Below are 13,850 nucleotides of genomic sequence, written 5' to 3' on the forward strand. Positions count from 1 at the left end.
GCCGACCGAGCCCTCTCGACTTCCGGCTCGCACCGATCTCATGGCGACCGCGAAGAAGGCGCGCGGAACCAGGACGTCTAGGCGGGTGGACGGCGCGCCGCGCGGCGATCCGGCCGAGCGCCCGTCACGGCACCTGGATGCTCTTCAGATGAGCGATGAAAGCGCCGATGTCGGCCTCGTTCATCTTGACCTGCGGCATCCCGGGGTGACCGACGACGACCCCCTCGGCCAACGCCTCCTCGAGGCTCTCCACCGGGTATTTTCGCCCCAGTTCGCGGAAGAGCGGCGCCTCGGCCTTGGGGCTGGTGCCGGTCGCGCCGATCGCGTGACAATCCGCGCAGGCCGCCTCGGCGATCTCCCGGCCGCGCTTCACCGCCGCATCCCCCGCCGCGCCGGACGGTCCCGCAGCGAACATCAGGGCGGCGATCAGGGCGGCTCGGGCGCCGCGCGTCGCGACCGGGGTCATCGGTCTTCTCCTCGTGTCGTCCCCCTCAGGGACGCCGATTCGCACCACCACGCAAGACGCCGCGACGCCGCGTCGAGGCGACGGCCGTCGCGATCGCGAGGCGCGAGATATCGTCAAAAATCGCTATGTACAATTGACGATTGTATCGATCCGCCGGGTGAAGCATTTTTCGATGTGTTCACTCGCTCATATCGGGCGACTCGCGTGGAGACTTTCGTCTCGCGATCGGTATCGCGACGATGTCCGCTGCGCCAGCCACGGGACTTCGGACGGATGTCACAGCTCGGATCGATCGACCGCTATCTGACCGAAATCGGTTTGACCCGGCGCGATCTCGAACTCGTCGCACCGCGGGCCGACCTTCTCGAGCGGCATGTCGGGATCGCCGCCCGGCGCTTCTACGCTCGGCTCGAGAAGACGGAAATCGGCTCTCACATCGCTCCGGACGAGGTCCCCGAACTTCTCGCCTCGCGCATCGCCCATTGGCGCCGGCTCATCCGCGGTGATTTTGAGCGCCTCGCCGACGATCATGTCGAACACTTCGGGCGCCGACGGGTCGAAGCCGGCCTCCCCACCCGCGCCTCCCTCCTGGCGGCAGAAGGGTTCGCCACCGAGTTCGCGCGCTTCGTCGCCGAGACCCCGGAAATACCGGAAGAAGCCCGTGCCGATCTCGCGATCGTGTTGACGAAACTCGCATTTCTCGACCTCGTGCTGGCCTGCGCCGCTCACGAGATCAGCTATCTCGACTGAACGCGGCGAGGGACCGGCCGTCAGTCCATCGTCTCGATGTGCGGCAGCACGCGATAGCCGCGATCGACGTAGAGCAGCGCCGAACGCGCCTTGCCCAGATGAACCGCCTCGACGCGGCCGAACACGACGGTGTGCGAACCGACTTCGCTGACGTCGGAGATGCGACACTCGAGTGCCGCGCGGGCGCCCATCAGAACCGGCGCGCCGAGATCTCCCGTCGACCAACGCCCGTGGCCGAACCGCGCCTCGTGATCGAGACCGCCCTTGCCGGCGAAGACCCCGGCGAGCTCCTCGTCGCCGGCGACCAGCGTGTTGACGCAGAAGACGCCGTTGCCGCGCAGCACGGTGTTGAGCCTGCCGTTGCGATTGATGCAGACGAGCAGGCTCGGCGGCGCATCCGAGACCGACGTCACCGCCGTCATCGTCGCCCCGGCGCGGCCGGTCGGCCCCGCCGTGGTGACGATGTGGACGGCCGCACCGATCCGGCTCATCGCCTCGCGGAAGACTTCACCGTCGACCGCCGCAGGTATCGCCGCCTCGTCCGTCATCGCGACCCGCATCCCTCGCACGACACTCGACATGCCTCTTTCCTCTCGTCTCGTCCCCGTCCGCCACTCGAGCGGGAACGGACCGACCGCCACCTTCGCACGACACTCATATAGAAAGTCCTACCGCTGCGACCAGTTCGCAGGATCGCCGCGACGCGGATCGCGAACCGCACCGCGCCGATCGTCGAAATGGCACGAAGCCACCGGTTCGACCCGAAATTCATCGCCCGCCGACGGGCGCTACGCGAACCGAGGAGAACGAATCCATCGGGAACGCGAAAAATCGATCCGTCCTCGCCTCGGCGCCACGAAGCCGGCTCGCCTTTCGTCGGGTGCGAGATCTCCGCGTCGGAGACAGGGGAGCCATGCGAAAATCGACATCTTTCACCAAAGTCTCATGCTTCCCGAAAATCGGGAGCTTTTTCTCTTTTCCGCGACGTACGAGGAAGAAAACACTTTTATGTCGGGTTTCGGACGACGGGAATTGCCTCGACCCCCGCCGCTTGTTAAGACCTTGGCACAAATGAGGCACCGGCGTGGCGGCCTGCGACGCGCGGACGTGATTTTGTCGATGCCTCTCGAGCGGCCGGAAACGACCGGCCTTCGGCGTCCTCGAGCGGGAGCGTACGTCCCCTGATGGAAGTATTCCTCCAACAGCTGATCAACGGTATCACCCTCGGATCGATCTACGGGCTGATCGCCATCGGTTACACGATGGTCTTCGGCATCATCGGCATGGTGAACTTCGCTCACGGCGACGTGTTCATGGTGTCGGCCTTCATCGCGGTGATCACCTTCCTCGCCCTCACGACTTGGCTCGGCGTCGGATCGATCGCGATCGTGCTGCTGATCTGCCTGATCGTCGCGATGCTCCTGACCTCGGTGTGGAACTGGACGATCGAGCGCGTCGCCTATCGGCCGCTTCGAGGCTCCTTCCGTCTCGCACCCCTGATCAGCGCCATCGGCATGTCGATCTTCCTGTCGAACTTCGTCCAGGTGACGCAGGGCCCGCGCAACAAGCCGATCCCGCCGATGCTCAAGGACGTCATCGTCCTGGTCCAGTCCGACACCTATCCCGTCACCATCTCCTACAAGCAGATCATGATCTGGGTGGTGACCGCGGTGCTGCTCGCCGGCTTCTGGTACCTCGTGCAGAAGACGCCGCTGGGCCGCGCCCAGCGCGCCTGCGAGCAGGACCGCAAGATGGCCTCGCTGCTCGGCATCGACGTCGACCGCACCATCTCGCTGACCTTCGTCATGGGCGCCGCGCTCGCCGCCGTCGCCGGTGTCATGTACATGGTCTACTATGGCGTGGTGAGCTTCTCCGACGGCTTCACCCCCGGCGTGAAGGCCTTCACCGCCGCCGTGCTCGGCGGCATCGGATCGCTGCCCGGCGCCGTGCTCGGCGGCCTGTTGATCGGTCTCATCGAGGTCTTCTGGTCGGCCTATTTCACCATCGACTACAAGGACGTGGCGGCGTTCTCGATCCTCGTGGTGGTGCTGATCTTCATGCCGCAGGGCATCCTCGGCAAACCGGAAGTCGAGAAGGTGTGACGCCATGAATCGTGACGCCACCGCCTCCGCCCCCGCGATCGACTGGGTCGGCGCCCTCAAGGACGCCTTCTTCACGACGATCGTCCTCACCGCCATCCTCGGGCCGTTCATCGGCCTGCTGACGGTGCAGAACATGGAGCACAAGCTCGTCCTCGAGACGCGCTGGCCGCTCCTCGCTTCCCTCGTCGCCGTCGTCGTCGGCGGTCGCCTGCTGCTCAAACTCTTCGTCTGGAACCGGCCGACCAAGACCAAGAAGGCGCCTTTCGCTCTACCGCCCGAGGTCGAGCGCGTCGCCGCGCCGTTCTTCATCGGCCTGCTCTTCGTCTTTCCCGTGGTGATCCTCTCGACGCTCGGCGCCGGTGGCTCGATCAAGTGGATCGACAACTTCGGCATCCAGATCCTGATCTACATCATGCTGGGATGGGGTCTGAACGTCGTCGTCGGCCTCGCCGGCCTGCTCGACCTCGGCTACGTCGCCTTCTACGCGGTCGGCGCCTATTCCTACGCGCTGCTCGCCAAGACCTTCGGCCTGTCGTTCTGGATGCTGCTGCCGATCGCCGGTGTCCTCGCCGCCACCTGGGGCGTCATACTCGGCTTCCCCGTCCTGCGTCTCAGAGGCGACTATCTCGCCATCGTGACGCTGGCCTTCGGCGAGATCATCCGTCTCATCCTGGTCAACTGGGTCGACTTCTCCAACGGCTACGCCGGCATCTCGGGCATCCCGCGGCCGACCCTCTTCGGCATCCCGTTCACCGCCGCGGACAACGGCTTCGCGGCGACGTTCGGCCTGGAGTTCTCGCCGATCCACCGAACGATGTTCCTCTACTACGTCATTCTGGCGCTGGCCCTGATCACCGCCTTCGTGACGTTGCGCCTGCGCCGTCTGCCGATCGGCCGCGCCTGGGAGGCGTTGCGCGAGGACGAGATCGCCTGCCGCTCGCTCGGCATCAACACCACCAACACCAAGCTCACGGCCTTCGCCACCGGCGCGATGTTCGGCGGCTTCGCCGGCTCGTTCTTCGCCGCCCGTCAGGGCTTCATCTCGCCGGAGAGCTTCACCTTCATGGAATCGGCCAACATCCTGGCCATCGTCGTGCTCGGCGGCATGGGCTCGCTGTGGGGCGTGGTCATCGCCGCGGTGGCACTGGTCGGCGGCTTCGAACTGATGCGCGAGATGGACTTCCTCAAACTGATCTTCGGGTCCGACTTCGACCCGACCCAGTACCGTACCCTGCTCTTCGGCTTCGCCATGGTCGCCATCATGCTGTGGAAGCCGCGTGGTCTGATCTCCACGCGCGAACCCACCGCCTTCCTCAAGGAGCGCAAGTCGGTGTCCGGTTCTCTCGTCAAGGAGGGCCACGGCTGATGAACCGCTGGGAGAGCCAACCGCTGCTCGAGGTCGAGCATCTCACCATGCGCTTCGGCGGTCTGGTGGCGATCAACGACCTGTCCTTCACCGTCGGCGAGGGCGACATCACCGCCCTCATCGGTCCCAACGGTGCCGGCAAGACCACCGTCTTCAACTGCATCACCGGCTTCTACAAGCCGACCGAAGGCCGGATCGCCCTGCGCCACGGCGCCCAGTCGATCTGGAAGGAACTGCCCGCCGCCACCGCCTCGCCCGGCCAACACTGGACGAAGGGCGACTCGTCGCTGTGGCTGCTCGAGCGCATGCCCGACTTCAAGGTCTCGGCCCACGCCAAGGTGGCCCGTACCTTCCAGAACATCCGCCTGTTCCAGGGCATGACCGTTCTCGAGAACCTCTTGGTGGCGCAGCACAATCCGCTGATGCTCGCCTCCGGCATGTCGATCTTCGGTATCCTCGGCCTGCCGGTCTACCGCCACGCCGAGAAGAAATCGATCGCCAAGGCGGAGCATTGGCTGGAGCAGATCGGTCTCACCGATCGCGCCGACGATCCTGCCGGCGACCTGCCCTACGGCGCCCAGCGTCGGCTCGAGATCGCTCGCGCCATGTGCACCGAGCCGCACCTGCTGTGCCTCGACGAGCCCGCCGCCGGCCTCAATCCGCGTGAGAGCGCCGAGCTGAACGCCCTGCTGCGCGCCATCCGCGACAAGGAAGGATGCTCCGTGCTCCTCATCGAACACGACATGTCGGTGGTGATGGAGATCTCCGACCACGTCGTGGTGCTCGACTACGGCACCAAGATCTCCGACGGCTCGCCGGCCGACGTGAAGAACGATCCCAAGGTGATCGCGGCCTATCTCGGCGTCGGCGACGACGAGGTCGAGGCGAGCGAAGCGGAGGTGGCGTCGTGAGCGAACCGCTTCTGTCCATCCGCGGCGTCGAGACCTATTACGGCAACATCATCGCCCTGAAGGGCGTCGACATGGACGTCCACGAGGGTGAGATCGTCACCCTGATCGGCGCCAACGGCGCCGGCAAGTCGACGCTGATGATGACCATCTTCGGCAATCCGCGCGCCCGCGCCGGCTCGATCGTCTATTCCGGGACCGACATCACCCAGCTGCCGACCCACGAGATCGCGCGGATGCGCATCGCCCAGTCGCCCGAGGGTCGACGCATCTTCCCGCGCATGACCGTGCTCGAGAACCTGCAGATGGGCGCTTCGATCGACGACTTCGCCCATTTCGACGAGGACCTGAAGCGCGTCTTCGGCCTCTTCCCGCGCCTCGAAGAACGCATCGATCAGCGCGGCGGCACCCTTTCGGGCGGCGAACAGCAGATGCTCGCCATCGCCCGCGCGCTGATGTCGCGACCGAAGATGCTGCTCCTCGACGAACCGTCGCTCGGTCTCGCGCCGCTGGTCGTCAAGGGCATCTTCGACGCCATCCGCGAACTCAACCGCGAGGGCATGACGGTGTTCCTGGTCGAACAGAACGCCTTCCATGCCCTCAAGCTCGCCCACCGCGGCTACGTGATGGTCAACGGCGTCATCACCATGTCCGGCACCGGCAAGGAACTTCTCGAGAGCCCCGAGGTCCGCGCGGCCTATCTCGAGGGCGGCCATCACTGATCGGGAACGGGTCACATGCTGGAAGGCATTCTCTACGAGGAATCCTCGATCTGGACCTTCCTGCTCGTCACCTTCGTGATGGGCGGGTGGGGTGCCTGGATGACCGGTCGCGCCATGGCCTCGACCTGGCAGCGCTATCCCGTTCTGGTCGGCTATCTGGCCCTGCTGGCGGCAGCGGTGCGCTTCATCCATTTCGCCCTGTTCGACGGCACCCTGCTGTCGCTGCAGTTCTATCTGGTCGATCTGGTGGTGGTGCAGATCATCGGCGCCATCGGCTACCGGATGATGCGCGTCGATCAGATGACCGCGAAATACCGTTGGCTCTATCTGCCCAACGGCCCGATGTTCTGGAAGGACCGCGCCTGACGCCGGATCATTCCGGCTGCGACCTTCGCCGCCTCGGAACGAACCTCGGTTCGGGACCCGACCGGCCGACGGCGCCGACCTTTTCGGGAGGGACGCCACAGTCGAGTTCATTCGCACCCGCGAAGTCGTCGGCTTCGCGGACTGGGGTGTCGTTCCGTCTCTGAAAGTCCCTCCGAAGCGCCTTTCGCGAATTCGCTCCGGCGATGAACGACGTTGTCACGCATCAATTCTTGCCGCACTGCACAAAGCAACGGCAAGCACCGCCGAACTCGGTCACCATCTTCTTCCGACGCGTGCTTTTTGCGCAAGAAAGGGGATGACAACAGCTCGGAAGCGGGAGAGAGTACGCCCATCGGAGCCGGACCATCCCCTCCCGAGGGAGGCGCACGGGACGGCTCCAACCGACGGCTCGACCGATCCGGGTCGGGATCGCCGGCCCCTCCCCTCCCCGGGGAGGGATGAAACCGGATACGACCTCCGACGAAACCGCGCGGGTGCGAACTTCGGCGGAAGGGACGTTGAACTGACGTTCTCGAAAGAACGATGGAGAGGAGTAGTCCCATGCAGAAGATGTGGTTGTCCGGCCTGGTTCTGGCCGCTGGTCTGGCTTGGTCCGGCGTTGCCAATGCCGACGTCAAGTTGGCCATCGCCGGCCCGATCACCGGCCCGAACGCCGCCTTCGGCGCTCAGCTCAAGAACGGCACCGAGCAGGCGGTCGAAGACATCAACGCCGCCGGCGGCATCCTCGGCCAGAAGATCGTCACCACCATCGGCGACGACGTCTCGGATCCGAAGCAGGGCGTCTCGATCGCCAACAAGTTCGTCGGTGACGGCGTCAAGCTGGTGGTCGGCCACTTCAACTCGGGCGTCACCATGCCGGCCTCCGAGGTCTACGCCGAGAACGGCCTCCTCGTGATCACCCCGTCGGCGACCAACCCGAAGATCACCGAGCGTGGTCTGTGGAACGTCTTCCGCACCTGCGGCCGTGACGACCAGCAGGGCAAGCTGTGGTCCGACTACGCGGTCAAGAACCTCAAGGGCAAGAAGATCGCCATCGTCCACGACAAGACCACCTACGGTCAGGGTCTGGCCGATGCCGCCAAGGGCTTCATGAAGACCGCCGGCATCAAGGAAGTCCTCTACGAAGGCATCAACGCCGGCGAGAAGGATTATTCGGCCCTCGTCTCGAAGATCAAGGCTTCGGGCGCCGACGTCATCATGTGGGGCGGCCTGCACACCGAAGGCGGCCTGATCATCCGCCAGATGCGCGATCAGGGCCTCAAGACCCAGATGCTCTCGGGCGACGGCATCACCTCGGCCGAATTCGCCACCATCGGCGGCGACGGCGTGGTCGGCACCCTCATGTCCTTCGGCCCCGATCCGCTGAAGAACGCCGCCGCCAAGGACGTGGTCGCCAAGTTCCGCGCCAAGAACTACGAGCCGGAGGCCTACACCCTCTACTCCTACGCCGCGGTCCAGATCATGAAGCAGGCGGCCGAGAAGGCCAACTCGCTCGACCCGAAGAAGATGGCCGAAGCCATGCATTCGGGCATGACCTTCAAGACCGTGCTCGGCGACATCGCCTACGACAAGAAGGGCGACCGCAAGGACGTCGACTACGTCATGTACACCTGGAAGAAGATGCCGGACGGCAAGATCTCCTACGTTCAGGACTGATCCGGATCCGAGGCGGCCTTCGCCGCCCGGCCTCGGCCTTCGAACGAACCGCCGCGTGGGAAGCCACGCGGCGGTTTCGCCTTCTGGAGGCGCGCGCCGCGCGGCGTGCTAGTCTCACCCCCGATAGTTCGAGCGGGGAGAATCGCGTGCGTCGCGCAGGTCCGACCAATTCCATCCTCGACGTCGCCGGTCTCACCGTCGGCCATGCCCACGATCGCCGGCTCGGCTCCGGCGTCTCGGTGGTGATCGCCGATCGGCCGTCGATCGCCGCTGTGCACGTCATGGGCGGCGCACCCGGCACCCGCGACACCGACCTGCTGGCACCGGAAGAGACGGTCGACCGGATCGACGCCCTGGTGCTCTCCGGCGGCTCCGCCTTCGGCCTCGATGCCGCGAGCGGCGTCCAGGCCTGGCTCAGGGCCCGCGGCCGCGGTTTCGCCGTCGGCGACGTCCGCGTGCCGATCGTTCCGGCGGCGATCCTCTTCGATCTCATGAACGGCGGCGACAAGAACTGGGGCCGCTTCCCACCCTACCGCGACCTCGGCTGGGCCGCGGCGGAGGACGCCGACGACAGCCCCTTCCCGCTCGGCACCATCGGCGCCGGTTACGGCTGCACCACCGCCGATCTGATCGGCGGCCTCGGCTCGGCCTCACAGATCGCTCCCTCCGGCCATACCGTCGCGGCGCTGGTCGCCGTCAACGCCGTCGGCTCGGCGGTGATCGGCGACACCGGTCGCTTCTGGGCCGCGCCCCACGAAATCGACGACGAATTCGGCGGCCTCGGCCTGCCCGCGCGTTGGCCCCACGACGCCACCGACCCGAAGCTCAAAGGAGCCGCGTCGACGACCGGAACCGCCACCACCATCGCGGTGATCGCCACCGACGCGACGCTCACCAAGGCCCAGGCCAAGCGCCTCGCCATCCAGGCCCACGACGGCTTCGCCCGCGCGCTCTGGCCCGCCCACACGCCGCTCGACGGCGACCTCGTCTTCGCCCTTTCGACCGAAGAACGGCCGCTCGACGAGCCGCTCGCCGACATGGTCGGCCTCGGCATCACCGCGGCGGAGGTGATGGCGCGCGCCATCGCCCGCGGCGTCCACGCCGCCCGCCCCAAGCCCTACGACGAGCTCCCCACCTGGGAGGACCTGTGGGACGACGACGGGCCGGTCACCCGGCTCGTGCTGTGATCATTCGGCGGCCCGCGCGACGGCCGTCTCGGGCGCCTCGAGCTTCGCCAGGATCCCGTCCCGCGTCGCCCGCGCCCGCGCCATGCCGGCCTCCTTGACCGGGCCGTAGCCTTTGGCGTCGCGCGGCCAGGAGGCTAGGTCGAGCAGCAGGTCGAGCCGCGCCCCGGCGCCGGCGCGCTCGAGGTCCACCGCCATCCGCTCGAGGTCGCCGCGATAGGCGTCGCGCATCGCCCGTTCCGCCTTGCGCTCGGCGGTGTGGCCGAACGGGTCGGCCCAGGTGCCGCGCAAGCGCTTCAGCCCCGCCAGGACCCGCATCGCCGGCAGGATCCACGGACCCCAGCTCGTCTTCTTCGGCCGCCCCGTCGCCGGATCGAGCGGCGACAGGAGCGGTGGCGCCATGACCAGGCGGATCTTCTGCGCCCCTTCGAAGGTCTCGGCGAGCCGCGCCGCGAAGGCCGGATCGGACTGGTGGCGCGCCACATCGTACTCGTCCTTGATCGCGGTGACGCGGAACAGCATCTCCATCGCCGCCCGCGCCAGCCCTTCCGATCCCGGCAGCGCCTTCGCTTCCGCCGCGCGCAGCCGTTCCACCCGAGCCCGGAAGTCGTCGGCGAGCCGGCGGTCCTGATAGGCTTCGAGATCGGCGGCGAGGAAGTCGAGCCGTTCGACGAAGGACTGCGCCGCCGGATCGACGCTCGGGTGGGGTTCGAGGAGCGCCTTCACCCGCTCCGGCGCACCGATCAGGGCACGGCCGAGCGCCAGCGCCGCGAGATTGGCCTCCACCGCCGCGCCGTTGAGGCGCACCGCCGTCTCGAGCGCCCGATAGGAGATCGGCAACACACCCGACTGCGCCGCCGCGCCGATCAGGATCATGTTGACGTAGAGCGCATCGCCGAAGAGCCGCTCGGCGAGGTCGCCGGCGTCGTAGCCGTGGAACCGCGCCGCCACCTCCTCGAGCGTCTGAGCGAGCCGGCCGGCCTGGAAGGTCTGGGTCTGGCGCAGCACGAACTCTGCCGTCGGCGCCACGCGCACGTTGGCGAAGACCGCGGTACGCTTCGGCGAGGCCGCCGCCAACTGCTCGGCTCCCGCCGCCACCAGCATGTCGGCGGCGATCAGCACGTCGAGCGACGCGGTCGGCACCCGCGGCCCTTCGATCGGATGGGTGAAGCGGGCGACGCGGACGTGGCTGGTCACCGGACCACCCTTCTGGGCGAGGCCGGTCATGTCGAGCGTCGCCGTATCGAGCCCGTCGACATGCGCCGCCATGGCCAGCACCGCCGCCGCCGTGGTCACGCCCATGCCGCCGATGCCGGCGATGACGAGATTGTGGACGCGGTCGAGCCGGGCGGTGACCGGCGCCGGCAGATCGCCGGCCAGTTCAACCGGATCGAGCCGCGTGCCGGAGCGCTTCAGCTTGCCGCCGATCACCTCGACGAAGGACGGGCAGAAACCGGTCTCGCAGGAGAAGTCCTTGTTGCAGTTGCCCTGGTTGATCCGCCGCTTGCGCCCGAAGGCGGTCTCCGCCGGCTCCACCGCGACGCAGTTCGACTGTTTCGAACAGTCGCCGCAATCCTCGCACACCCGCTCGTTGATGAAGAGCCGCTTGGCCGGATCGGGGAAGGTCCCCTTCTTGCGCCGCCGCCGCTTCTCCGCCGCGCAGACCTGATCGTAGATCAGCACGGTGCAGCCCGGCACCTTGGCGAGTTCTTCCTCGACCAGCAGCAGCTCGGCCCGCGGCCGCACCTCGACGAAGGGCGCGAAGCCCCGGCGCGAGCCGTATTTGGTCGGGTCGTCGGCGACGACGACGATCTTCGCCACGCCCTCCGCCTCGAGCTGGCGAGTGAGCTGCGGCACGGTCAGTTGACCGTCGACGTGTTGGCCGCCGGTCATGGCGACCGCGTCGTTGAACAGGATCTTGTAGGTGATCGGCACCTTGGCGGCGATCGCCTGACGGATCGCCATCAGGCCGGAGTGGAAATAGGTGCCGTCGCCGAGATTGGCGAACATGTGCCCGGTCCTGGAGAACGGCGCCTGACCGACCCACGGCACGCCCTCGCCGCCCATGGCGGTGAGCCCCTCGGTGGTGCGCTCGGCGAGTTCGGTCATGGCGTGGCAACCGATGCCCGGCATCGACCGCGCCCCCTCGGGAGTCCTGGTCGAGGTGTTGTGCGGGCAGCCCGAGCAGAAATAGGGCGAGCGCCGCGCATCGGCCGCATGGCCGACCGCCCACATGGTCTGCTGGACGAGCCCGTCGGCCGCCGCCCGGGCGCCCTCGTCGTCGGAGAGGCCCGGCACCACCGCCATCAGCGCCGGCACGATGTCGGATGCCGACAGTTCCTTGATGGCGGAGAGGAAGGGCTCGCCCTCCGGCGTCGACTTGCCCCAGATGCGCGGCCGCTGATGGTCGGGCCAGTGATAGGCGAGTTCCTTGATCTGCGGCTCCATCAGCGCCCGCTTGTGCTCGACGACGACGAGCTTCTCGAGCCCGCGGGCGAAGGTGCCGAGACCGACCGGCTCCAGCGGCCAGCTCATGCCGACCTTGTAGATGGCGATGCCGAGCCGCGCCGCCTGGCTCTCGTCGATGCCGATCAGCGCCAGCGCCTGGCGCAGATCGCGATAGGCCTTGCCGGTGGCGACGAAGCCGATGCGCGGCCGCTTCGAGCCGAAGGTCGGACGATCGATGCGATTGGCGCGGGCGTGGGCGATCGCCGCCGGCAGGCGGATCTCGCGCACCGAACGCTCGTTGTCGAGGCGAGCCTTCAGCGTCATCGGCCGATCGACGGCGTCGCGCATCCGCGGATCGAACTCGGCACGCGGCATACGGAAGACGTGGCGATCGAGGCCGACGTCGACGATCCCCGACGAATCCATCGTGTCGGCGACCGCGATCATCGACACCCACAGACCCGAGTAGCGCGACAACTCGAGGCCGTAGAGGCCGAAGTCGACGACATCCTGCAGGTCGGCGGGATTGAGGACCGGGATCTCGCAGTCGACGAACTGGAATTCGGACTGGCAGGCGACGGTCGAGGATTTCGCCAGATGGTCGTCACCGGCCACCGCCAAGACGCCGCCGTGGCGCGACGTGCCCGACTGGTTGGCGTGTTTGAACACGTCGGTGGAGCGATCGACGCCCGGCGCCTTGCCGTACCAGATGCCGAAGACGCCGTCCTGGGTCGCGTCCGCCCCGCCGACCTTCTGCGAGCCCCAGACGGCGGTGGCCGCCAGTTCCTCGTTGACGCCGGGGGTGAAGACGATGCCGTGGGCGTCGAGATCGCGCTTGGCGGCGATCAGCTGCTGGTCGTAGCCGGCGAGCGGCGAGCCGCGATAGCCGGAGATGAAGCCGCGGGTGTCGAGCCCCGCCTGGCGATCGAGCCGCACTCGATCGAGGGGCAGCCGCACCAGCGCCTGGATGCCGGTGATGTAGACTCGTCCGTGATCGAGGACGTATTTGTCGGCGAGCGAGACGGGTCTGACGGCACCGTTCATCGGCCTTCCTCCTTGACGCGGTTTCCACCCGATCGCCCGGTCCCGGCATCTTCCGCGCCGTGTCTGCAACAGGAGCGATCCGCCTCGCCTTCACCCCCGGAAGGGCTCGTCGAGGCCGACTTTGTATCGATCAGAATACACCTTTGCGCCGATCAATTCCGTGCTACGTTGCCCGCCCGATCGCCCATCGGCGTCGGATTTTTCCAGGTGATGCGGGATGCCGGAAAAGATTCTCCTCGACGCCCACGATGTTCGCATCCTCCGGGTGCTCCAGCGCGACGCTTCTCTGGCCATCGCCGACATCGCCAAGGAAGCCGGCATGAGCCAGACGCCGTGCTGGCGCCGCATCAAGCGGATGAAGGACGCCGGCGTCATCAAGCAGATCGCCGCCCTGGTCGATCGCGAGGCGGTCGGTCTCGAATTCGTCGTCTACACCTTCGTCAAGCTCGGCGTGCCCTCGCTCGACAACATGACCGAATTCGACCGCAAGGTCGCCACCTGGCCGGAGGTCATCACCTGCGAGCGGGTGACCGGCGCCGTCGACTATCTGATCAAGGTCGTCGCCGAGGACATGAAGGCCTACGACACCTTCCTGCGCATGAAGCTGCTCGACAACAACCTCGTCACCGACGTCCAGTCGCACATCGTCGTCGCCACGGTGAAGGACACCCCGAGCCTGCCGCTCCGCGAGAATTGAGGTCGGCGCGAGGGAAGGGTGCAATGAGCGAAGCGAATTGCACCGGCCGACTCCGCGTGGGACGCCCGAAGCGATCCGCGAAGGACGCCGGTGCAATTCGCTCGCGCTCTTTGCACTCTA

At 67.0% G+C, this 13,850-nt stretch carries 12 protein-coding genes; 9 read left to right on the top strand and 3 right to left on the bottom strand.

Annotated elements, in window-relative coordinates:
- Positions 1 to 124: 124 nt before the first annotated feature.
- Complete coding sequence (locus V7Q42_RS05225; RefSeq protein ID WP_333822891.1) at positions 125 to 466, bottom strand: c-type cytochrome; 342 nt, start codon at positions 464 to 466, stop codon at positions 125 to 127.
- Between the two features lie 273 nt (positions 467 to 739).
- Here V7Q42_RS05225 and V7Q42_RS21425 point away from each other — a divergent pair, with 273 nt between their 5' ends.
- Positions 740 to 1,216: a protoglobin domain-containing protein gene (locus V7Q42_RS21425; protein ID WP_442958163.1), complete on the top strand. Its 477-nt coding sequence runs from the start codon at positions 740 to 742 to the stop codon at positions 1,214 to 1,216.
- 20 nt (positions 1,217 to 1,236) lie between these two features.
- Here the strand turns inward: V7Q42_RS21425 and V7Q42_RS05235 are convergent, their stop codons facing one another.
- Positions 1,237 to 1,797 carry a flavin reductase gene (locus V7Q42_RS05235; RefSeq protein ID WP_333822893.1) on the bottom strand — a complete coding sequence of 187 codons (561 nt, stop codon included), beginning with the start codon at positions 1,795 to 1,797 and terminating at the stop codon, positions 1,237 to 1,239.
- A 603-nt stretch (positions 1,798 to 2,400) separates the two neighbouring features.
- Between V7Q42_RS05235 and V7Q42_RS05240 the strand changes: the two genes are divergently transcribed.
- The 7 genes from V7Q42_RS05240 (at position 2,401) to V7Q42_RS05270 (ending at position 9,544) form a co-directional block, all read left to right on the top strand.
- Positions 2,401 to 3,318 carry an ABC transporter permease subunit gene (locus V7Q42_RS05240; RefSeq protein ID WP_333822894.1) on the top strand — a complete coding sequence of 306 codons (918 nt, stop codon included), beginning with the start codon at positions 2,401 to 2,403 and terminating at the stop codon, positions 3,316 to 3,318.
- A 4-nt stretch (positions 3,319 to 3,322) separates the two neighbouring features.
- Entirely contained in the window at positions 3,323 to 4,684 is a 1,362-nt protein-coding gene (livM, locus tag V7Q42_RS05245) for a high-affinity branched-chain amino acid ABC transporter permease LivM (protein ID WP_333822895.1), read from the top strand.
- Positions 4,684 to 5,595 carry an ABC transporter ATP-binding protein gene (locus V7Q42_RS05250; protein ID WP_333822896.1) on the top strand — a complete coding sequence of 304 codons (912 nt, stop codon included), beginning with the start codon at positions 4,684 to 4,686 and terminating at the stop codon, positions 5,593 to 5,595. Before livM ends, V7Q42_RS05250 begins: the two co-directional genes overlap by 1 nt.
- Positions 5,592 to 6,314 carry an ABC transporter ATP-binding protein gene (locus V7Q42_RS05255; RefSeq protein WP_333822897.1) on the top strand — a complete coding sequence of 241 codons (723 nt, stop codon included), beginning with the start codon at positions 5,592 to 5,594 and terminating at the stop codon, positions 6,312 to 6,314. The genes V7Q42_RS05250 and V7Q42_RS05255 overlap by 4 nt, the downstream gene beginning before the upstream one ends.
- A gap of 15 nt (positions 6,315 to 6,329) precedes the next feature.
- Positions 6,330 to 6,680, top strand: coding sequence for a DUF6867 family protein (locus V7Q42_RS05260; protein WP_333822898.1), 351 nt, complete (start codon positions 6,330 to 6,332; stop codon positions 6,678 to 6,680).
- Between the two features lie 561 nt (positions 6,681 to 7,241).
- The gene (locus V7Q42_RS05265) at positions 7,242 to 8,357 is read left to right on the top strand and encodes a branched-chain amino acid ABC transporter substrate-binding protein (protein WP_333822899.1); all 1,116 of its coding nucleotides are present in this window, start codon (positions 7,242 to 7,244) and stop codon (positions 8,355 to 8,357) included.
- A 146-nt stretch (positions 8,358 to 8,503) separates the two neighbouring features.
- The gene (locus V7Q42_RS05270) at positions 8,504 to 9,544 is read left to right on the top strand and encodes a P1 family peptidase (protein ID WP_333822900.1); all 1,041 of its coding nucleotides are present in this window, start codon (positions 8,504 to 8,506) and stop codon (positions 9,542 to 9,544) included.
- Here V7Q42_RS05270 and V7Q42_RS05275 read toward each other — a convergent pair whose 3' ends face one another.
- Positions 9,545 to 13,033, bottom strand: a complete 3,489-nt coding sequence (locus V7Q42_RS05275) for an indolepyruvate ferredoxin oxidoreductase family protein (RefSeq protein ID WP_333822901.1) — start codon at positions 13,031 to 13,033, stop codon at positions 9,545 to 9,547.
- A gap of 217 nt (positions 13,034 to 13,250) precedes the next feature.
- Between V7Q42_RS05275 and V7Q42_RS05280 the strand changes: the two genes are divergently transcribed.
- Positions 13,251 to 13,730 carry an Lrp/AsnC family transcriptional regulator gene (locus tag V7Q42_RS05280; RefSeq protein ID WP_333822902.1) on the top strand — a complete coding sequence of 160 codons (480 nt, stop codon included), beginning with the start codon at positions 13,251 to 13,253 and terminating at the stop codon, positions 13,728 to 13,730.
- The last annotated feature ends 120 nt before the right edge of the window (positions 13,731 to 13,850 follow it).

This window comes from Pinisolibacter sp. (assembly GCF_036782435.1).
Taxonomy (GTDB): domain Bacteria; phylum Pseudomonadota; class Alphaproteobacteria; order Rhizobiales; family Ancalomicrobiaceae; genus CALBKH01.

Excerpts from the sequence above, each read along its gene's own strand:
- V7Q42_RS05225 (WP_333822891.1), bottom strand. The coding sequence starts at position 466 with ATGACCCCGGTCGCGACGCGCGGCGCCCGAGCCGCCCTGATCGCCGCC.
- V7Q42_RS21425 (WP_442958163.1), top strand. The coding sequence starts at position 740 with ATGTCACAGCTCGGATCGATCGACCGCTATCTGACCGAAATCGGTTTG.
- V7Q42_RS05235 (WP_333822893.1), bottom strand. The coding sequence starts at position 1,797 with ATGTCGAGTGTCGTGCGAGGGATGCGGGTCGCGATGACGGACGAGGCG.
- V7Q42_RS05240 (WP_333822894.1), top strand. The coding sequence starts at position 2,401 with ATGGAAGTATTCCTCCAACAGCTGATCAACGGTATCACCCTCGGATCG.
- livM (WP_333822895.1), top strand. The coding sequence starts at position 3,323 with ATGAATCGTGACGCCACCGCCTCCGCCCCCGCGATCGACTGGGTCGGC.
- V7Q42_RS05250 (WP_333822896.1), top strand. The coding sequence starts at position 4,684 with ATGAACCGCTGGGAGAGCCAACCGCTGCTCGAGGTCGAGCATCTCACC.
- V7Q42_RS05260 (WP_333822898.1), top strand. The coding sequence starts at position 6,330 with ATGCTGGAAGGCATTCTCTACGAGGAATCCTCGATCTGGACCTTCCTG.
- V7Q42_RS05265 (WP_333822899.1), top strand. The coding sequence starts at position 7,242 with ATGCAGAAGATGTGGTTGTCCGGCCTGGTTCTGGCCGCTGGTCTGGCT.
- V7Q42_RS05275 (WP_333822901.1), bottom strand. The coding sequence starts at position 13,033 with ATGAACGGTGCCGTCAGACCCGTCTCGCTCGCCGACAAATACGTCCTC.
- V7Q42_RS05280 (WP_333822902.1), top strand. The coding sequence starts at position 13,251 with ATGCCGGAAAAGATTCTCCTCGACGCCCACGATGTTCGCATCCTCCGG.